The organism is Corynebacterium sp. sy039 (genome assembly GCF_007904105.1).
Lineage (GTDB): Bacteria > Actinomycetota > Actinomycetes > Mycobacteriales > Mycobacteriaceae > Corynebacterium.
Map to the genome: position 1 here is coordinate 573,726 of NZ_CP042325.1, position 20,529 is coordinate 594,254.

At 48.3% G+C, this 20,529-nt stretch carries 12 protein-coding genes and 3 rRNA genes; 10 read left to right on the plus strand and 5 right to left on the minus strand.

The annotated features are described in order from the left end of the window. Window positions 1-2 precede the first annotated feature (2 nt). Window positions 3-575 (minus strand): cob(I)yrinic acid a,c-diamide adenosyltransferase, encoded by a 573-nt coding sequence (locus FQV43_RS02550; RefSeq protein ID WP_144274076.1) that lies wholly within the window; start codon window positions 573-575, stop codon window positions 3-5. Between the two features lie 58 nt (window positions 576-633). Here FQV43_RS02550 and murA point away from each other — a divergent pair, with 58 nt between their 5' ends. From murA to FQV43_RS02595, 9 genes are all read left to right on the plus strand, one after another. After that, entirely contained in the window at window positions 634-1,890 is a 1,257-nt protein-coding gene (gene murA / locus FQV43_RS02555) for a UDP-N-acetylglucosamine 1-carboxyvinyltransferase (protein ID WP_144274078.1), read from the plus strand. Between the two features lie 366 nt (window positions 1,891-2,256). After that, window positions 2,257-3,767, plus strand: a 16S ribosomal RNA gene (locus FQV43_RS02560). Window positions 3,768-4,095: 328 nt separating this feature from the next. Then, window positions 4,096-7,172, plus strand: a 23S ribosomal RNA gene (locus FQV43_RS02565). Between the two features lie 158 nt (window positions 7,173-7,330). Then, a 5S ribosomal RNA gene (rrf, locus tag FQV43_RS02570) occupies window positions 7,331-7,447 on the plus strand. The 16S, 23S and 5S rRNA genes sit together here, the layout of an rRNA operon. 255 nt (window positions 7,448-7,702) lie before the next feature. Beyond that, a complete protein-coding gene (locus tag FQV43_RS02575) occupies window positions 7,703-7,966 on the plus strand; it encodes a hypothetical protein (RefSeq protein WP_146338658.1) in 264 nt (87 codons plus the stop codon). Window positions 7,967-8,693: 727 nt separating this feature from the next. Further along, window positions 8,694-9,869, plus strand: coding sequence for an MFS transporter (locus FQV43_RS02580; RefSeq protein ID WP_146338661.1), 1,176 nt, complete (start codon window positions 8,694-8,696; stop codon window positions 9,867-9,869). 314 nt (window positions 9,870-10,183) lie between these two features. Further along, complete coding sequence (locus FQV43_RS02585; protein ID WP_146338664.1) at window positions 10,184-12,070, plus strand: beta-glucoside-specific PTS transporter subunit IIABC; 1,887 nt, start codon at window positions 10,184-10,186, stop codon at window positions 12,068-12,070. 2 nt (window positions 12,071-12,072) lie between these two features. Further along, a complete protein-coding gene (locus tag FQV43_RS02590; RefSeq protein WP_144274190.1) occupies window positions 12,073-13,503 on the plus strand; it encodes a 6-phospho-beta-glucosidase in 1,431 nt (476 codons plus the stop codon). Between the two features lie 16 nt (window positions 13,504-13,519). Then, window positions 13,520-14,368, plus strand: a complete 849-nt coding sequence (locus FQV43_RS02595; protein ID WP_146338667.1) for a PRD domain-containing protein — start codon at window positions 13,520-13,522, stop codon at window positions 14,366-14,368. Here FQV43_RS02595 and FQV43_RS02600 read toward each other — a convergent pair. The 3 genes from FQV43_RS02600 to FQV43_RS02610 form a co-directional block, all read right to left on the minus strand. Continuing rightward, window positions 14,365-15,009: a DUF3239 domain-containing protein gene (locus FQV43_RS02600; RefSeq protein ID WP_144274194.1), complete on the minus strand. Its 645-nt coding sequence runs from the start codon at window positions 15,007-15,009 to the stop codon at window positions 14,365-14,367. The two genes, FQV43_RS02595 and FQV43_RS02600, sit on opposite strands and share 4 nt — an antisense overlap. A gap of 7 nt (window positions 15,010-15,016) precedes the next feature. Next, the gene (locus FQV43_RS02605; protein WP_146338670.1) at window positions 15,017-16,696 is read right to left on the minus strand and encodes a DNA repair helicase XPB; all 1,680 of its coding nucleotides are present in this window, start codon (window positions 16,694-16,696) and stop codon (window positions 15,017-15,019) included. Window positions 16,697-16,758: 62 nt separating this feature from the next. Continuing rightward, the gene (locus FQV43_RS02610) at window positions 16,759-19,191 is read right to left on the minus strand and encodes a helicase-associated domain-containing protein (RefSeq protein ID WP_146338673.1); all 2,433 of its coding nucleotides are present in this window, start codon (window positions 19,189-19,191) and stop codon (window positions 16,759-16,761) included. Between the two features lie 63 nt (window positions 19,192-19,254). On the opposite strand from FQV43_RS02610, the gene FQV43_RS02615 reads away from it, so the two are divergent. Then, window positions 19,255-19,443 (plus strand): hypothetical protein, encoded by a 189-nt coding sequence (locus FQV43_RS02615; RefSeq protein WP_146340357.1) that lies wholly within the window; start codon window positions 19,255-19,257, stop codon window positions 19,441-19,443. A 107-nt stretch (window positions 19,444-19,550) separates the two neighbouring features. Here FQV43_RS02615 and FQV43_RS02620 read toward each other — a convergent pair whose 3' ends face one another. Continuing rightward, entirely contained in the window at window positions 19,551-20,102 is a 552-nt protein-coding gene (locus tag FQV43_RS02620) for a transglycosylase family protein (RefSeq protein WP_144274200.1), read from the minus strand. Window positions 20,103-20,529: the final 427 nt, after the last annotated feature.

Genomic DNA, 20,529 nt, shown 5'->3' on the forward strand with positions numbered 1-20,529 from the left:
ATCTAGCGATTACCGCCGGGTACCCATTTTACGTCTTTGCCTTCATTGGCTGTACGGCAGAGGATAAACAGGAGATCGCTTAACCGATTAAGGTACTGGGCTACTAACTTATTTGTGGTCTTTGGATGTTCTATTATCGCAGCCCATGCGCTGCGTTCTGCTCTTCGGGCAATCGTACGTGCCAGATGTAGATATGCAGCTAGTTCAGTGCCGCCAGGCAGGATAAAAGAATCAAGTTTGCTTAAATGCTCATTAAATTCATCGCAGTCTTGTTCTAAGCGATCGATATAATCCTGAGTGATTCTTAGCGGTTCATAGCCCAAGTTCTCTTGTATGGGGGTGGATAAATCTGCCCCGGCGTCGAAAAGCTCATTCTGGATTCTCTTAAGCAATGCAGCTATCTTTTTTTCAGGATGACCTGCAGCTAATGCAATCCCAAGCGCTGCGTTCAATTCATCGCAATCAGCGTATGCCGCAAGCCGTACATCGTTTTTGCTAACTCTGGAGAAATCGGACAAGTTCGTGTGTCCATCATCGCCAGTGCGGGTATAGATTTTTGTTAAATGAATAGCCATGACCTCTACCGTAGTTGCTTATCGACGTTCAGGGTAGGACTTCGGTAGGCTAGGGGGAGTGAGTGATCGTTTTCTTGTAACAGGTGGAGCTCGGCTTCGAGGTTCTGTGCACGTCAGTGGTGCAAAAAATAGTGTGCTTAAGCTGATGGCTGCATCGCTATTGGCTGAGGGAACTACAACATTAACTAATTGTCCAGAAATTCTTGATGTGCCGTATATGAAGCGCGTATTAGAAGGACTGGGTTGTAGCGTTGAATTAGAAGGCTCGACGGTGCGTATTACTACGCCCGCAGTGTTATCGCCCAATGCTGATTTTGATGCAGTGCGTCAATTTCGTGCATCCGTATGTGTGTTAGGTCCGTTGACTGCTCGTTGCGGGCAAGCTGTTGTGGCTTTACCAGGTGGTGATGCCATTGGATCCCGTCCGCTTGATATGCACCAGTCCGGATTAGAAAAACTCGGTGCAAAAACACGCATTAGTCATGGCGCAGTGGTTTCTGAAGCTCAAGAACTCGTCGGCGCAGAAATTAGCCTTGATTTCCCTAGTGTTGGTGCTACGGAGAATATCCTGACTGCTGCGGTATTGGCTAAAGGTCGAACCGTTTTGGATAATGCAGCGCGTGAGCCAGAAATTGTTGATTTGTGCACCATGCTCAAAGAAATGGGGGCGCAAATTGAAGGTGAGGGCACTTCGACGATCACTATTGATGGTGTCTCTGAGCTAACGCCTACTACCCATGAAGTAATCGGCGATAGAATTGTGGCAGGAACCTGGGCATATGCTGCAGCGATGACTCAAGGGGATATTACCGTTGGCGGTATTGCGCCACGCTATTTGCATCTGCCGTTAGAAAAGCTAAAAGTTGCTGGTGCTGAAGTTGAAACCTATGAATCTGGGTTTAGAGTCCGTATGAATTCCCGCCCAATGGCAGTGGATTATCAAACTCTTCCGTTCCCTGGCTACCCTACAGATTTACAGCCGATGGCCATTGGTATTTCTGCAATTGCCGAGGGAACCTCCGTGATCACAGAAAATATCTTTGAGGCTCGTTTCCGTTTCGTGGATGAAATGACCAGGCTAGGCGCTGATGCTACTGTCGACGGACATCATGTGGTGTTGCGCGGTGTAGAAACATTGTCCTCGACACCTGTATGGAGTTCTGATATTCGTGCTGGAGTTGGTTTAGTGCTAGCTGGATTGTGTGCAGATGGCATTACTGAGGTTCATGATGTGTTCCACATTGACCGCGGTTATCCTAATTTTGTGGAAAATATGCAAAAACTCGGCGCAACAATTGAAAGAGTAAGCTCCTAAAAACCTGTTGTGTGCTGTGTGTTTGACAGTGGTGGGGTGTTGTTTGTATTGTTTATTTTCGCTGCTGTTGAGTGCTGGCTTCTTTGTTGGGGGTTGGTGTTTGGTGGTGGGTGTTGTTTGAGAACTCGATAGTGTACTGATAGTGATCATTTTTTGATGGTTGATTAACATTGTTTTTTGTGGGGAGTGTTTTTGTCTCGTCGATGGGATGCTCTTCATTTGTTTTTTTGGTGGATTGATTGATTGCGCTGCATGGCATGGTTGTGTGTTGTGTGGTGTGGTTGGTTGGTTTGCTGGTTTTTGTTTTTTGTTGGGTATTGGGCTTTTCACGGCCTGTGCTTGCTTACTTTTTTGTTTGTGAGTGTTTTTGTGGAGAGTTTGATCCTGGCTCAGGACGAACGCTGGCGGCGTGCTTAACACATGCAAGTCGAACGGAAAGGCCCTGCTTGCGGGGTGCTCGAGTGGCGAACGGGTGAGTAACACGTGGGTGATCTGCCCTTCACTCTGGGATAAGCCTGGGAAACTGGGTCTAATACTGGATAGGACCATGCTTTAGTGTGTGGTGGAAAGTTTTTTCGGAGGATGAGCCCGCGGCCTATCAGCTTGTTGGTGGGGTAATGGCCTACCAAGGCGTCGACGGGTAGCCGGCCTGAGAGGGGGACGGCCACATTGGGACTGAGATACGGCCCAGACTCCTACGGGAGGCAGCAGTGGGGAATATTGCACAATGGGCGCAAGCCTGATGCAGCGACGCCGCGTGGGGGATGACGGCCTTCGGTTGTAAACCTCTTTCGCTAGGGACGAAGCGTAAGTGACGGTACCTAGATAAGAAGCACCGGCTAAATACGTGCCAGCAGCCGCGGTAATACGTATGGTGCGAGCGTTGTCCGGAATTACTGGGCGTAAAGAGCTCGTAGGTGGTTTGTTGCGTCGTCTGTGAAATTCTGGGGCTTAACTTCGGGTCTGCAGGCGATACGGGCATAACTTGAGTGCTGTAGGGAGACTGGAATTCCTGGTGTAGCGGTGGAATGCGCAGATATCAGGAGGAACACCGATGGCGAAGGCAGGTCTCTGGGCAGTAACTGACGCTGAGGAGCGAAAGCATGGGGAGCGAACAGGATTAGATACCCTGGTAGTCCATGCTGTAAACGGTGGGCGCTAGGTGTGGGGGTTGTTCACGATTCCTGTGCCGTAGCTAACGCATTAAGCGCCCCGCCTGGGGAGTACGGTCGCAAGGCTAAAACTCAAAGGAATTGACGGGGGCCCGCACAAGCGGCGGAGCATGTGGATTAATTCGATGCAACGCGAAGAACCTTACCTGGGCTTGACATATGCAGGATTGGCGCAGAGATGTGTTGTCCCTTGTGGTCTGTATACAGGTGGTGCATGGTTGTCGTCAGCTCGTGTCGTGAGATGTTGGGTTAAGTCCCGCAACGAGCGCAACCCTTGTCTTATGTTGCCAGCACGTGGTGGTGGGGACTCATGAGAGACTGCCGGGGTTAACTCGGAGGAAGGTGGGGATGACGTCAAATCATCATGCCCCTTATGTCCAGGGCTTCACACATGCTACAATGGTCGGTACAGTGGGTTGCGATACTGTGAGGTGGAGCTAATCCCTTAAAGCCGGTCTTAGTTCGGATTGGAGTCTGCAACTCGACTCCATGAAGTCGGAGTCGCTAGTAATCGCAGATCAGCAATGCTGCGGTGAATACGTTCCCGGGCCTTGTACACACCGCCCGTCACGTCATGAAAGTTGGTAACACCCGAAGCCCATGGCCTAACCTTTTGGGAGGGAGTGGTCGAAGGTGGGATTGGCGATTGGGACGAAGTCGTAACAAGGTAGCCGTACCGGAAGGTGCGGCTGGATCACCTCCTTTCTAGGGAGTTTTTTGTGCACCCCCTTTTTTTGTTTTGTTTTGTTGTTTGTGGGGTGTTGTTTTTTTGTGGACGATGCTGCGCGCATGGTTTTGTGTGTGTGGTTGGTTTGTGTTGGTTGATTGTTGGATTGTGGTTGTTGTTGGTGCATTGTTGGGTGTCTGGGATGGCACTGTGTGTTTTGTCCTTGGTGGGGATGCTGCTGTGCGCGCATGGTTTTGTGTGTGTGGGGTGTTTCTTGTGTTGTGTGAGAACTGTATAGTGGACGCGATGCAATTTTTTTTTGTGTCTATTCTTTTTTGTGTCTTAGTTGTTTTTTGTTTTTTGTTTGTTGTTTTTGTGTAAGGGCACACGGTGGATGCCTTGGTAGTGTGAGCCGATGAAGGACGTGGAAGGCCGCGATAGTCCTCGGGGAGTTGTCAATCGAGCGTTGATCCGAGGGTGTCCGAATGGGGAAACCTGGCCATAGTTATGTGTGGTTACCCGCCATTGAATGTATAGGTGGTGTGGGGGTTACGCGGGGAAGTGAAACATCTTAGTACCCGTAGGAAGAGAAAATAATAATGATTCTGCTAGTAGTGGCGAGCGAACGTGGATGAGGCTAAACCTGTTGTGTGTGATACCGGGCAGGGGTTGCATGATGGGGGTTGTGGGTGTGTGATGTGACTGGTCTGTCTGCTGGTTGCTTGTGGCATGTGTGTTAGCGGAAGTGGTTTGGAATGGCCTGCCGTAGTGGGTGAGAGTCCCGTACGTGAAAGTGTGTGTCATGGGTTGTTGCGTTACCCGAGTAGCAGCGGGCTCGTGGAATCTGCTGTGAATCTGCCAGGACCATCTGGTAAGCCTAAATACTTGCATTGACCGATAGCGGATGAGTACCGTGAGGGAATGGTGAAAAGTACCCCGGGAGGGGAGTGAAATAGTACCTGAAACCGTGTGTTTACAATCCGTCAGAGCCTTTTGGGGTGATGGCGTGCCTTTTGAAGAATGAGCCTGCGAGTCAGCGGCATGTCGCGAGGTTAACCCGTGTGGGGTAGTCGTAGCGAAAGCGAATCCTAATGGGGTGTGTGAGTGGCATGTTCTGGACCCGAAGCGGGGTGATCTACCCATGGCCAGTGTGAAGCAGCTGTAAGAGGTTGTGGAGGCGCGAACCCACTTAGGTTGAAAACTGAGGGGATGAGTTGTGGGTAGGGGTGAAAGGCCAATCAAACTCCGTGATAGCTGGTTCTCCCCGAAATGCATTTAGGTGCAGCGTTGTGTGTTTCTTGCCTGAGGTAGAGCTACTGGTTGGTTGAGCGGGACTATCATCTTAGCAATGTCAGCCAAACTCCGAATGCGGGTGAAGTGAGAGCATGGCAGTGAGACTGCGGGGGATAAGCTCCGTTGGTCGAGAGGGAAACAGCCCAGATCGCCGGTTAAGGCCCCTAAGGGTGTACTAAGTGGGAAAGGATGTGGGATCGCGAAGACAGCCAGGAGGTTGGCTTAGAAGCAGCCATCCTTGAAAGAGTGCGTAATAGCTCACTGGTCGAGTGGTTCTGCGCCGACAATGTAGTGGGGCTCAAGTACACCGCCGAAGCCGCGGCAAGCAATTTTTTTTGTTGTTTGGGTAGGGGAGCGTCGTGCATGGTGTGAAGCAGTCTGGTGATGGGTTGTGGATTGTGTGCGAGTGAGAATGCAGGCATGAGTAACGAATGAGAAGTGGAAAACTTTTCCGCCGGATGACTAAGGGTTCCTGGGTTAAGCTAATCTTCCCAGGGTGAGTCGGGACCTAAGGCGAGGCCGACAGGCGTAGTCGATGGATAACCAGTTGATATTCTGGTACCCGTATATGCGCGTCAAGTGGTGAATCGGTGATACTAACTGCCCTGAAGCATGTGATGGCTTTGTGTTGTTGTGTGTGGATGCGTGGGATCTGAGCTGGTAGTAGTCAAGTGATGGGGTGACGCAGGAAGGTAGCCGAGCCACTTATTGGATTGTGGTGTAAGCGTGTGGCCCGTATGCTTGGTAAATCCGGTGTACATGTGGGTGAGGCGTGATGCGTACCCGTTGTGGGGATGTTGGTGATCCTATGCTGTCGAGAAAAGCCTCTAGCGAGTGTGTGTATGGCCCGTACCCATAACCGACACAGGTGGTCAGGTAGAGTATACTAAGGCGTTCGGGTGAACTGTGGTTAAGGAACTCGGCAAAATGCCCCCGTAACTTCGGGAGAAGGGGGGCCACTGTTGGTGAACGACGTGTTGAGCTGGTGGTGGTCGCAGAGAATAGAGGGAAGCGACTGTTTATTAAAAACACAGGTCCGTGCGAAAACGTGGAAGTTGATGTATACGGACTGACGCCTGCCCGGTGCTGGAAGGTTAAGAGGACCTGTTAGATCCTTGTGGTCGAAGCGGAGAATTTAAGCCCCAGTAAACGGCGGTGGTAACTATAACCATCCTAAGGTAGCGAAATTCCTTGTCGGGTAAGTTCCGACCTGCACGAATGGCGTAACGACTTCCCTGCTGTCTCAACCACAGGCCCGGTGAAATTGCAGTACGAGTAAAGATGCTCGTTTCGCGCGGCAGGACGAAAAGACCCCGGGACCTTTACTATAGCTTGGTATTGGTGTTTGGTGCGGTTTGTGTAGGATAGGTGGGAGACTGTGAAGCTGTGACGCTAGTTGTGGTGGAGTTGTTGGTGAAATACCACTCTGATTGTATTGAGCATCTAACCTTGGCCCGTGATCCGGGTTGGGGACAGTGCCTGGTGGGTAGTTTAACTGGGGCGGTTGCCTCCTAAAGTGTAACGGAGGCGCCCAAAGGTTTCCTCAGCTTGGTTGGTAATCAGGTGGTGAGTGTAAGTGTATAAGGGAGCTTGACTGTGAGAGTGACGGCTCGAGCAGGGACGAAAGTCGGGACTAGTGATCCGGCATTAGAGGATCCGGCATCTACGTATGGAAGTGGTGTCGCTCAAACGGATAAAAGGTACCCCGGGGATAACAGGCTGATCTTCCCCAAGAGTCCATATCGACGGGATGGTTTGGCACCTCGATGTCGGCTCGTCGCATCCTGGGGCTGGAGTAGGTCCCAAGGGTTGGGCTGTTCGCCCATTAAAGCGGCACGCGAGCTGGGTTTAGAACGTCGTGAGACAGTTCGGTCTCTATCCGCCGCGCGCGTTGAAACTTGAAGAAGGCTGTCCCTAGTACGAGAGGACCGGGACGGACGTACCTCTAGTGTGCCAGTTGTTCCGCCAGGGGCATGGCTGGTTGGCTACGTACGGGAGGGATAACCGCTGAAAGCATCTAAGCGGGAAGCCTGTTTTGAGATGAGGTTTCGTTTGAGGTTCCCTGTAGATGATGGGGTTGATAGGCTGGGTCTGGAAGCCATGTGAGTGGTGGAGGTGACTGGTACTAATTGGCCGATAAAAAACAACAACAATAATGGGAAAATATATGGTTGTTGGGATGCATTTGGGGTAGATGTGTGCTGCTGTGCTGTGTTGTGTGGTGGTGAAGAAAGAGTTGTGTTGTGTTTGCTGTGCAGTGTCTGGCATGGCATGGGGGGCATCCTTTTGTGGTGTTTCTTGTGGTTGTGTTGGTGGTTGTTGTGTCAGGGGTACACCCGGTCCCATTTCGAACCCGGTCGTTAAGTCTGATTGCGCTGATGGTACTGCATCTGGGAGGGTGTGGGAGAGTAGGTCGCTGCCAACATTGGTTTTTTAATATTGTGTTGTGGGGTGTGTGCCGTTGGTGGTGCACACCCCCTTTTTTTTGTGTGCTTGCTTGTGTGTGCACAAGGGGGGCACAGGGGGTGTGTGCTACCTGTGGGGTGCGGGTGCGCATCGTGTGTCGGTAGGGGTGCATCGTGCACGCTGTCCGGGGTGTGTGTGTGTGGGGGTTTGTTGTGGGGTGGTGTTGGTGCGTATTGTGTGGGGTGGGTGCTACAACACAAAAAGGACAAAAAGCATGTCGTTAATTCTTGTTACTGGTTTCGAGCCTTTCGCTGGAAATCCTCGCAATACTTCTTGGGAAATGCTTGCGGAATTACCCGAGGAAATACTCGGGCATCGTATTCTTAGGGCACAATTGCCTGTGATGTATGATGGTGGTCTTGCAGAGCTTGAGCGTCTTATCGGGGAGCATAGTCCGATAGCGATTTGTTCTTTTGGTTTATCCGGTAAGACACCTGATATTCGAGATAGCAAGCCTCACGGAAAGCATAGGAAATAACCCCACAACTTCCTGGACGTGCTTTTATTCAGGAAGTTGTGGCTCCCCTATTACCTTACCAGCAAATACTCAATAAACACCAAGGAAAACCATGAAAATAATGCACTATGTTACATACTTAATTGCCGCGATAGCGCTAGTTCTCATTCTTCTAACGAACCACAACCCGTGGCTTATTATGCTTGTTCTAATCCCCACCGCTTTTAATGCTGGATACCAAACACACAAGGCAATCGCAAACCATGCTTCTCATCACTGACACTAATACAGGACAGCAATACTTCACTACCAAGCAATGCGCACAACATCTAGGAATATCCCGAACAGCCTGGACATCCTATGTTAGCCGTGGATACGCGCCAAAACCAGCAGAACACTTTGACGCGCGCACCCCACTATGGAAAGTTCAGGATATAGAGAAGATAAGGGACGTGAAAAAGAAGTATTAGTCTTTACTTTTTATTTAGAGTATTTGACCCAAAAACAAAACCAAGAACAGTAGTGCTAATCAACTTAAATGCGTCCAATGCCGCAGGAATCACCTGATTTTGATGCGCCCACGGAAAATGCTTAGCAAGGCAAGAAGAAAATTAACACCACACATAGAAGCGCTAATTCCACGGGTGTGTGCACGCTGTCCGGGTGTGTGTTGTGTGGGGGTTTGTTGTGGGGTGGTGTTGGTGCGTATTGTGTGGGGTGGGTGCTACAACACAAAAAGGACAAAAGCATGTGGACCAGTAAGAATTACCGATTGTTGATGGCTGGGCAGACTGTGAGTGTGATTGGTAATCAGGTTACTTCCTTTGCCTTGTTACTCGTGGTTTTTCATGTTACGGGTTCCTCTGCAGCAGCTGGTGTGATTTCTGGTCTTTGTGTTTTAAGCATGGTTGTGTTTGGCTTGCCGATCGGTCAAGTCGTTGATCGGTTTTCTCGGTTGTATATTTTGCGGTTATCTGCGGCTGTGGGGATTGTTGGGTCATTGTTATGTGTGTGGGCTACTGAAGTTGATTTTTCGGTAGTTCTTTTTTGTTTTGCTGCTGTTTTATTGGGGGTGGTGTCGTCGGCTTTTGGTACAGCAGAGCGTGCTTTTCTGAAAGAGATTGTGGAGCCTTCTTTGTTGGCAAAGGCTATGGCGGTTAATCAAGGGCGTTATAGTGTTGGGGTTCTTGTTGGGCCGCTACTTGCTGGTATGTTGCTTTCTGTTTCTGATCAGGCACCTTTTTGGGTTGATGCCGTGTCATTTGTGTGGGTTTTGTGTTGTGTGATGTTGATTCGTCCTATTGCAGTTCAACAAAAAACCGGTGTTGAAGGGGAAAGACCGCTGTTGAGAACTGCATGGGAGTGGTTAGTACGACAGCGGCAGCTGTGTGCTATTGGTTGGTACAGTCCGCTGATGAATTTTTCTTTTGCTGGGATCACGACAGTGTCATTGTTGAGTTTGCAATATGCTGCTTTTGATTCTTTACATCTTGGGCTATATCAGGCTGCGATAGGTTTGGCGGGGATTTGTGGTGCGTATGTTGCTGGCAAGCTGGTGAGTAAGGTTGCTGCTGGTGGCATGATCGTTGCTTCTGTGGTGTTTTTTGGTTTTTCCTTGGCGCTCACGCTTGGGGGAGTGTGGTGTGTTGTTGTGGGCATGGTGTTGTCTGGTTTTGTGCTGCCTATGTTTAATTCTCCGTGTAGTGGGTTTTTTATTAAGTCGGTGCCTCATGTTTTGCAGGGGAGGTGTACTGCTCTTTTTTCTACTTCGGCTATGGTGATGATGCCGATTGCTCATATGTTGGCGGGAGTGTTGTTTGAGTCTGTGGGACGGGTGCCTGCGGTGGGCTTTTTTGTTGTTATTTTTGTGCTCTCTAGTGTTTGCTTCGTAAAAATTGGGCAGATATCCACAATCCGCCTATAACAAAAACTTTTATGCGAGAAGGGGGAAAAGTACGTAAAAGTGCTTTTAGTATATCTGGTCATCTTGGTATAATGCCGATATCGACTTATCAGACCTGTTACTCGTTTCGGAGGCAAGAATCTGAGAGCGAAACACCTGTGTATGCAGGTTCTTTTTCCGTTCTTAGTTCATGCATCTGAAACGTTTTTTATTCTGATATCAGAAATAACGTGTTCAACTAGGCATATGGTTAAGAGGCTAAAGGGCTAGACAGCACAGGTGAATGGGGATATTCACCCCGTCGTATAGTTCACGTTATTTCTAAGGATAAAGTTATGGTCGAGAAGATACGCGACTATCAAAAAATCGCGGCTCAGATCGTCGAGTTGGTTGGTGGTGCAGAAAACATCACTAATCTTTCTCGCTGTGCAACTCGCTTGCGTTTAGTGCTGGCTCATACTCCTGCTGATGCCAAAGAGAAAGTCAGTGCGTTGCCTGGCGTGATTACAACAGTGGAAAACGCTGGGCAGTTTCAGGTTGTCATTGGTAATCGTGTGGGCGAAGTATTTGATGCACTCAGTACCTATGTCAATCTTGATACCACGAGTGTGACTGAAACACAGCAATCGTTTTTCAACCGTATTGTTTCAATGGTTTCTGCGGTTTTTGCTCCTTTTATCTATGTGCTTGCCGCGGCTGGGTTGCTTCAAGGAATTTTGATCATCATCAGTGCTTTCGCACCGTCGGTGAAGCAAACGGGTACCTTTGCGGTATTTGATTTCATTTCTTGGACGCCGTTTACCTTCCTCCCCATTTTTATTGCTATTACTGCAGCAAAATTCTTCAAGGTAGATCTTTTTGTCGCATTGTTGTGCGTCGCGGCTTTGGTTAGCCCGACTTGGGCAGAGCTTGCTGCTCGGGTGAGTGCAGGGGAAAAACTTACTTTCTTTGGTATGGCCCTTAACTCTACGACGTACACCTCAACGGTATTACCTGCTTTGATTTTGGTGTGGCTATTGTCATACGTAGAGCGGGCGTGCAAGAAGTTGCTTCCTGCTGTAGTGACTCAGCTTTTTACTCCGCTGATTTGTGTTGTCATCATGGTGCCGCTGACCATTATGGTCTTGGGGCCACTTTCTGCGGGAGGAGCTAATGCCATTGCTAATGGCTATAACTGGTTGGTAGAGATTGCGCCACCAGTTGCAGCTGCTATCGTTGGTGGCTTATGGCAAGTCATTGTGATTTTTGGTGTTCATTGGGGAATCACACCAGTGATTTTGTCTAATTTTGATCAATATGGTTCTGATTCTTTCCAAGTATTCCAAACTGCGGCCGTCGTCGGGCAAATTGGTGCTGTTTTTGGGGTGCTACTGAAATCCAAAAATAAAGAAAGGAAACGTGTTGCTGGTTCTGCGGTGTTGACGGGTATCTTTGGTATTACTGAGCCGGCGATTTATGGAGTTACCTTATCGCTAAAGAAACCTTTTATTTGTGGGTGTGTTTCTGGTTCATTGGGGGCAATGGTTATTGCGTTCTTCGGTTCGCGGCAATACGTTTATGCTGGTCTACCTGGTCCTTTGACCGCAATCAATGCTTATCATCCGGGGACTAATTCTCTCGTCGGAGCGCTTATTGGATATGCTGTGGCTTTTATCGGTGCAGTGATTTTAACCTACACCTTAGGTTTCCGGGAACACACGCCGGAGAAAACTACTGCAACGGCGCATAGTACGCCTGCCGGAGAAGAAGTTATGGCACCGGTGAGTGGAAAAATTATTGCGCTAGAACAGATCCCTGACCCGGTATTTTCTGGGGGCGCGATGGGTGCAGGGTGTGCCATTGCACCCAATGACACAAAGATATTAGCGCCTTTCGACGGAAAGGTTGTCACTGTGTTACCGTCCCAACACGCTATTGGCCTTATCAGTGATGAAGGGGTTGAACTGTTGATTCATGTTGGGCTTGATACGGTTACGCTCGAGGGTGTGCCTTTTAAGACGCATATTGCAAAAGGAGATCGTGTCCGTGTGGGGCAGCTCTTGCTTGAGTTTGACAAAGAATATATTGAGCAAGCTGGGCTATCGACGCTTACCCCAGTAATCCTGACAAACACAAAAGCGTTTGGTGAGGTAATCTGTGTGGCAGATCCAGAGTCGGAAATTCATGTTGGCCAGCCTTTATTGTTGCCAGTAAAAGAAAAAACAGTTCATCAGAAAGGATAATCATGTCTACTTTCCCACAAGGATTTTTATGGGGCGGAGCAGTCGCAGCTCACCAGTTAGAAGGTGGTTGGCAAGCCGGCGGAAAAGGACCAAGTATCGTCGATGTGCTTACTGCCGGTGCTCATGGAGTGCCGCGTCGGATAACTGAGCAGGTTGAGCCGGAGGAGTTTTATCCTAACCATGATGCGATTGATTTTTATCATCGTTTTCGCGAGGATGTGGCATTATTTGCTCAGTTGGGGCTCAAGTGTTTCCGCACGTCGATTGCTTGGAGTCGCATTTTTCCTCGAGGTGATGAAAGCGAACCCAATGAAGCAGGATTAGCTTTCTATGATGAGCTTTTCGACGAATTACTCGCTCATGGCATTGAACCAGTTATCACACTCAGCCACTTTGAGATGCCGCTGCATTTGGCACGCTCTTATGGCGGATTCCGGTCCCGTGAGGTCATAGGTTTTTTTGAGCGGTTTGCTCGCGTATGTTTTGAGCGCTACAAGGGAAAAGTGACTAAATGGATGACGTTCAACGAGATAAATAATCAGATGAATGTCGATAATCCACTTTTTCTGTGGGTAAACTCTGGTGTAGAGCTTACTGAGAATGAAAACCCATATCAGGTGCTCTATCAGGTTGCGCATCATGAATTATTAGCGAGTGCATTAGCTGTTAAGGCTGGTCACGAGATTGATCCTGATAATCAGATTGGATGCATGATTGCTTTTACTCCTGCACTGCCGTATAGCTGTAATCCTCATGATGTTATGGCTGCAGAGATCGCTAATCGTGATCGTTTCTTCTTTGCCGACGTTCATGTCCGCGGTCATTATCCAGGCTATGTAAAGAAGCTATGGGAGCGTGAAGGAATTACCCCTACAATGGCTCCTGGTGACGAGGAGATCCTTGCGCAGGGAACTGTGGATTATATTGGTTTGTCATACTATATGTCGTTTACTGTGCAAGATGGTGCCAGCCAAGATATTTCCGAGATTGTAGCAGGTACGCGCAATTCTGTTCCTAATCCTTATCTCTCCGCATCAGATTGGGGTTGGACTATTGACCCTGTGTCTTTACGCTATTCTCTCAATCAGCTCTATAACCGTTATGAGTTGCCGCTTTTTATTGTGGAAAATGGTTTTGGCATGGTTGATGAATTCGATGAGCAGGGCAATATCAAACTTGATCAACCTCGGATAGATTACCTATCAGCTCATATTGAGCAAATGGGCAAGGCTATTGCTGAGGACGGCGTCGAAGTGATGGGATATACCCCTTGGGGCATTATTGACCTGGTATCTTTTACCACCGGTGAGATGAAGAAGCGCTATGGCATGATCTATGTGGATAGAGATAATGAAGGACAAGGTACACTCGATCGCACCCCTAAGCCTTCTTTCGCGTGGTATCAGCAGCTTATTGCGACCAATGGTAATTAGGTGCTAGATAATACGTATGGATGTCATTCGAGTGCTGAATAATAATGCGGTGCTATGCCAAGGAAAAACAGGACAAGCCATTTTGCTTGGTCGTGGTTTAGGCTTTGGGAAGCGCTTGGGTGATGTCATTGATACAGACGACGCAGAACAAGTTTTTGTGCCCAATGCTCTGCAACCTATGCCTACGCTGGTGCAGATGGTTGCAGATATACCACTAGACATGATTGAGTTGGGGGCACGTGTTGCTCGACTTGCTGGTTCCCAACCAAGCCAATCTTTTATTCTTGGTCTTGGCGATCACATTAGCTTTGCCGTCGAACGCGTAAAACAATCAATGAGCATTGATTTTCCGCTGCGTTGGGAAGTCCAACAACTCTATCCGCATGAGGTGAGGCTTGGGCATAAAGCAATTGAGCTGATTCATGATGCCACCGGTGTGCGACTACCTGAGGAAGAAGCATTCATCATTGCGATGCGTTTTGTTGATGCCAGCATTGTTGGTGGTGATGTGCATATTACTGAGCGTATTACTGCAAAGTTGTCGATGATTTTGGGTATCGTTGCTAAGCACGTGGGTGAGTTGGATCCGCATTCTACTGCTGTCGCTCGATTCATCACCCATTTGCGTTATCTTTTTGCACGTCTTGCCCGTGGGGAACAAGCCAGCACACCTTTTCGTGGATTTGCGGAGTCCATCGCTCATGCGTTGCCACGTGCCTATGCTATTGCTGAGGAGATTGCTTGTGCAGTGGCAGAACAAGGCGATGATTTTGGTGCAGATGAAATTGCTTATGTTGCCATGCATATTGGTCGATTAGAACACAGCACTCGCCAGAATAGCGATACCTCAAGCTCACGCTTTTAGTCAATGCTAAGCAGATCAAACTTTGTTTCGCGTACTTGTGCTAGTTTCGGCAGATTTTTTTCTAATTTAGCCCACAGTTGTTGTGGTATCTCTTTTTTCGCACGCTGTATGACCTCTGCGTCTTTCGTTGCCCAGGCAATAGGCATGGGGGTGATGTGATCCCAGCTGTGTTCTGTTTTGAGAGAACGTCGTCCAGTTACTGCAACGGAGGGTACTTGTTCGCCAACTTTAAGGTTATGCCCTGGCAAAGCGGTGACAGTACGTGCAGCTAACGCCCAACGAGGAGAAATATCTGGGTCTACATTGGTATTTACCAAGGCCAAAAGCACCATGTCACGCGGATTTACTTGGGCAATGATTGCCGGAGCAAGCTCATACTTTTGGTAGAGCTGTTGTGGAGTACCTACTTTTCTAGGAATGATAAAGATAAAAGCAAGAGTAAACACTGCCATAGCACCAAAAGCGCCGAGCACAAATAGCCCCATTATGTCTTTATTCAGATAAAAATACAGAGCAATTCCAATTCCTAGCTGGATAAGCGCGAAGATAAAAGCAGATATTTGCAATCGACGAGTATCTTTGAGAATTTCATTGTTTTTCTTAGCGTGAGCTGTGTCAATATCAAAGTGAAAGGTAGACATGGGTTCCTCATTGAATAGGGGGCAAAATCGTAGTTAGGTCGGTAGCATCAACGATGCGGTACGCATAGCCTTGTTCAGCTAAAAAGCGTTGCCTGTGGATAGCGAAGTCTGCATCGACACTATCGCGACTGACAAGAGAATAAAAATATGCTTCCCGACGATCCGCCTTAGGCCGCAATAGTCTACCAAGGCGTTGTGCTTCTTCTTGGCGTGAACCAAAAGTACCAGAGACTTGAATAGCGACTGCGGCTTCAGGAAGATCGATAGAAAAGTTAGCAACTTTAGAAACAACCAATGTGGTAATTTCGCCTTTGCGAAAAGCGTCGAATAGCTGTTCTCGTTTTTTATTTGGTGTCCTGCCATCAAGCAAAGGTACGTCAAGAGCTGCCGCTATTTCTTCTAGCTGTTCCACAAAGCCACCAATGATGAGTGTTGGTTGCTCATGGTGATGAGCCACAATAGTGCGCAATGCAGCTAGTTTTGTATGCGCGCAGGCAGCAACCCGATACCGATCCTTAGCACTGGCAGTGGCATAGACCATGCGCTCGTCTTTATCCATAGTTGAGCGCACCTCAAAGCATTGCGCGGTGGCAATATAGCCTTGTTGCTCAAGATCTTTCCACGGCGCATCATAGCGTTTGGGGCCAATAAGTGAGAACACATCGCCTTCTCTGCCGTCTTCTCTGACTAAAGTAGCAGTAAGTCCGAGGCGGCGTCGGGATTGCAAATCTGAGGTGAGTCGAAAAATAGGGGCAGGGAGTAAATGAACCTCATCATAGATAATTAATCCCCAGTCTCTTGAATCAAATAACTCTAAATTACGGTATTCACCTTTGGTTTTTCGGGTAACTACTTGGTAGGTTGCAATGGTGATGGGACGAATTTCTTTTTTCTCACCAGAAAACTCACCAATTTCTTCTGGGGTGAGCGTGGTACGTTTGAGCAACTCATCACGCCATTGGCGCCCGGAAACGGTGTTCGTAACCAGAATTAACGTGGTAGCCTGAGCTTTTGCCATCACACTGGCCCCAACCAAAGTTTTACCAGCACCACATGGCAAGACCACGACTCCTGAGCCACCTTCCCAAAAGGAATCGGCAGCCATACGCTGATAATCGCGCAACTGCCACGGTTCAGCGTCAGTGCTCAAGGCAAGAGGGTGAGATTCGCCATCGATATATCCTGCTAAGTCTTCAGCAGGCAACCCAATTTTGAGTAACTCCTGTTTGAGCCGACCGCGTTCCGAAGGATGAACAACTAGGGTTAGCTCATCAATAGTGGCTCCTAACATGGGGGCGATATTTTTATCTCTTTGCAATTGCACCACAATGTCGGCAGTATCAGACTCTAAAATCAGCCCATGCGCAGGATGACGCAATAGTCGCACTTTGCCGTAGCGCGCCATGGTTTCAGCCACATCAATGAGTAAAGATTGTGGCACTGGGAAACGAGAATAGCGTTCCAACAGATCCACTACTTGTTCAGCATCATGACCGGCTGCACGGGCATTCCACAGTGCCAGGGGAGTAATACGGTAAGTATGGATATGTTCTGGTGCACGTTCGAGTTCCGCAAAAGGAGCTAACGCAAGACGTGCTTGCTCGGCTTGTGGGTGGTTGATTTCGAGCAGAACAGTTTTATCCGATTGGACAATTAAGGGTCCAGCATCAAATGCACCAGATGGCACGAAGAATCCTCTCAGCAGATATGAACGATATATAAAAACCTTGTTGCTAACATTTTCTTACACTACAGAATCTCGGCGACTTCAGTCACCGTCGGGAGCAAAAAATTCAGGGGCGCACCAGTATGCTTATCGACGGCTGATACCTGCTGGCCAGTAATAGCAATGGGGGTAATTTCCTTGTGCTGCGCTGTTCCTGTTCGATCTACAAAATGTACGAGGACACTGGTGCGTTGTTTGATAGCTGCTTTGATCATATCTGTGGCAGGCAATCCCACGGCGGTGTCCTTTCCTTGCTTTTGCGCACGACGCAATGTGTCTAATGCGCAATGGAGTAGCTCGTCAATCTCAGGTTCTGCTTTTTTCTTTTTCTCTTGATAACTTACTCGCGCAGCAGGTGGACGAATATCAATAGTTAGTCCTTGTTCATTTTCTACACTGGGGTGAAACCCCATTTCTTTGATCTGCTCCAATAATAATCGGAGTGGTTGTGTAGAGATAGCCACAGTGGGGGCAAGTTGTCTTAGTGTATTTCCTTGACCTTTGACACTATTACACACCTGTGCAAGTAGTGTGTCGTCGGAGCAACGGATATAGGATAGTGCCGTTCCCATACGTATGTTTCCGTATTTTCTTCCGACATCATGAATAAGGTATGCCACTGCATCGGGAATGGGCATGGGAGTATGGTTGTCCAAGAAGTGTAGGATGTCATCTGCGTTACGACCAGCGGAAAAAGCTCGGGAAAGCGAGGTTTCGCTTATACGAAACACACTCGCTAAACCGCTAGATTCCCGGTCAGCAAGTAAAGATATTTCTGAATAGAGCTTATGCGTGAGTGGTCCAGGTGCCAATATGGTCAAATCGGATTGAAAAATCACATAGTCGATCGGTTGAGGAGTAAGTGCTTTGGCTGTGGCGTAGAGTTGTGTTTCTTGTTCCTGACTAGCGTGGTAGGTGAGTGCGCCAAGCATAGAAGTTGTTGCGTAGAACTGCGGCAAAGGCGTATCAGCCGCACCAGACTCGTCCACTGATGCAGAAACAGGATTGAGGATGCCAAGAAAAGCTGCTTCAGCTAAGAGTTGCTGATACGTATGCTCAGCAAGTTGCGCTGCCTGAATAGGGGAGCAAAACCCGACATGAGCGCGTAAAGTTGTTGTACTCACAGCACTGCCAGTGGATTCTTGAGGTGAAGAAGTATCGGCAGAAGTATCGGTGGTGGAGAGCGCATGAAATTGCTTCAGTAAAAGGGTACGAATTTCTGGGAATTGCTCATGGAAAGTGTCTGGGTGCAATAACCGCATAGGTTTGTCTTTATGGTCTGTTTCACCCACTAACCAAGGCAACATGGTGGCATGGGTCCACCAATGCCATACGATCCACGCCCATTGCTGACCAAGCTCAAGGTCAAGCCATTCATCATAGAGCTCAGTAGGGGCGCAATAATTATCCATCGGGGCGCCTTCGGGTAGTGCTTTGAGCACACCAGTACTGATAAGCCCGCTGGCTATACCAAAAGAGATAAGTCTGGCAAGTACAAGTGGCTGACAATCCAATTGTTTGCACAAAACATGGACATGGCGCACTCCGATACAACCGTCTTTGAGTAAAGCTATGGGATCTTGCGCGAGAGTATCGAGCAGGTCACGCAAAAGACGGATCATCTCTAGACCAGTACCAGCATCATGATGAGACTGTTGCTCAAGGTTAATCGGTATGTGGGTATTGGCCGGTGGAAATAGTGGCAGTGGCGCGCTGCTATACCCGCGCAGTGTATCTCGAATGACACGAGGTAATCGCACTGTGGCTTCGTCGACAGCTATGAGAATACCTGCGCTAATCATTCGAGGAATGGGACGACTGGGATCTGCGTCTGCACGTGCGTCTTTAGTAATACCAACGCCGCCAGATTTATGGAGCGTTTCGACGATTTTCTTTTGCTCAGGTGTGAGTTGTGCGAGGAGCTGATGAGCCTGGGATTCAGTTAAGCCAGGGGAATCGGAGATGATTTTTGCCCACGTCGGCAGCGATTGTGCCACATGAGGAGCCAAAAATAAATGCTCATCGTGGCTAAAGACTAAGGCCAGATCGTATAGATGATCAAGCGCATCATGTATTGCTTTTGTCATATGCTCATGCTCTAGAGGCGGGTGCATATTCTGCGCTTCGGGCGTGGTTTCCACCAGATGAATGAGCTGGGGGCAATCTATTGAGGCGATTTTACCCCCTATGCCTGCAGTGTGTTCATAATCATTGAGAAGTTCGATAATCGCTAGTTCAACAGCGTTAAGCTGCCGCAGTGCTTTGGTGATGGATGTTTTTAGCTCTAATCGTACTGCCAGCGAACTTATACTTGGTGGCAGTGGATATAGCGTGTCTTTCCGATTAAAAAGTATCCTCGCTAAGTGGTCATCGCTTCGAGATTCTAGCCATCCTTGGAATAGTTTTCGGGTGTCTTCGACAGAAAAGGATGATGAATGTTGCAGGTTTTGAGGCATAATAAAGATAATTGTAGTTTTTCTATATGACTTTTGTGGTCAAGATTTGGGAGAATGAGAACTATGTCAGGTATTGAGAAAAAAGGTTATGTCGATCCAGGTTGGCCAAAGAACATTCCTGGTGACGGACATGTAGTAACAGAAATCATCGCTAAGTTGCCAGGTGCAGATAGTCCTTATGGTGATGTTGAATTGCCGCTTCCTGTGGAAGAACTTGGTTATGTTCATCCTTATACTCGCATTAACAAATAACCATAAATAAAAATAATGTGGCGCAAGAACGCTTGCGCCACATTATTTTTTATCAGCCTAAGTTAAGGTATTTGCGGACAGGCTATACCTTGGGCAACCTTGGGAGCTTAGAAACGAATCAGGTTGTTGAAACTATCCTGATAGTTCTGAACAAGTGAGTTAATCTCGTTAGGGATAAGGATGTTGTATTGCTCTAGCTGGGATTTTACTCCATTAACAACTGAGTTGAGGTCAACAGAGCCAACAGGAGCTGCTGGTGCAGGTGCTGCTGGTGCTACACCGCCCTCACGTGGGGTAGGAGCAGAGTTGAGGCCAAGTTGTGCAGAGCATGATGGCCATGCGCCCCAACCTTGGCTGGCGAGTACGCGTTCTGCGATAATGATTTGCTCAGCGCGCCCAGTTTGGTGTGCGAAGGCAGCGAATTGCTGACCACCGTGAGCATTCCATGTTGCAGAGCTGAACTGCAAACCACCGTAGTAGCCATTACCAGTGTTGCTTGCCCAGTTTCCACCGGATTCACATTGAGCTAGGCGATCCCAATCAGAGTCAGGAGCAGCAGAAGCGGTAGGTGCTAGTACAGCAGTAGCGCTTCCTAATGCAACGGTAGAAGCTGCCAACTTAGTAAAAGAAGAAGCAGTTTTACGTGCGTGACGTGCCATAATTATGAAAGTTTCCTCTCGGGTTGTGTCGCTAGTATTTTTGCACTGTTGATGCTGTGAGCATCATTCCCAAATGGGCAATGCAAAACCTCTGTTTGCTTAGTGAGTCAGTACACTGGCTCATGGTATTTGCAGCTAACTGGATGTCAGCGCGAAAGACGAGCCATCAACGGTTAAGTCCTTCAAGCGCACTCTTACATAACGAGAATTAGTGATACTCAAACAGAGGATATGCGAAAGCATCAGCAATACATTCTCGTGGTGCTTAGGTACCGACTTTATACTTTTGTAACGAATATGTCACGTCGCATAGCGGAATTTTCCTTCTTTTCTTAAAGGTTTATGCGGAAAAATGGCAGCTTAATGTGCATTTATTGGCAATAAAAACATTTTTGTAATTTGTGACTAAAGTGTCAATAGTTAATTC

Excerpts from the sequence above, each read along its gene's own strand:
- FQV43_RS02550 (WP_144274076.1), bottom strand. The coding sequence starts at position 575 with ATGGCTATTCATTTAACAAAAATCTATACCCGCACTGGCGATGATGGA.
- FQV43_RS02575 (WP_146338658.1), top strand. The coding sequence starts at position 7,703 with ATGTCGTTAATTCTTGTTACTGGTTTCGAGCCTTTCGCTGGAAATCCT.
- FQV43_RS02580 (WP_146338661.1), top strand. The coding sequence starts at position 8,694 with ATGTGGACCAGTAAGAATTACCGATTGTTGATGGCTGGGCAGACTGTG.
- FQV43_RS02585 (WP_146338664.1), top strand. The coding sequence starts at position 10,184 with ATGGTCGAGAAGATACGCGACTATCAAAAAATCGCGGCTCAGATCGTC.
- FQV43_RS02590 (WP_144274190.1), top strand. The coding sequence starts at position 12,073 with ATGTCTACTTTCCCACAAGGATTTTTATGGGGCGGAGCAGTCGCAGCT.
- FQV43_RS02595 (WP_146338667.1), top strand. The coding sequence starts at position 13,520 with ATGGATGTCATTCGAGTGCTGAATAATAATGCGGTGCTATGCCAAGGA.
- FQV43_RS02600 (WP_144274194.1), bottom strand. The coding sequence starts at position 15,009 with ATGTCTACCTTTCACTTTGATATTGACACAGCTCACGCTAAGAAAAAC.
- FQV43_RS02610 (WP_146338673.1), bottom strand. The coding sequence starts at position 19,191 with ATGCCTCAAAACCTGCAACATTCATCATCCTTTTCTGTCGAAGACACC.
- FQV43_RS02615 (WP_146340357.1), top strand. The coding sequence starts at position 19,255 with ATGTCAGGTATTGAGAAAAAAGGTTATGTCGATCCAGGTTGGCCAAAG.
- FQV43_RS02620 (WP_144274200.1), bottom strand. The coding sequence starts at position 20,102 with ATGGCACGTCACGCACGTAAAACTGCTTCTTCTTTTACTAAGTTGGCA.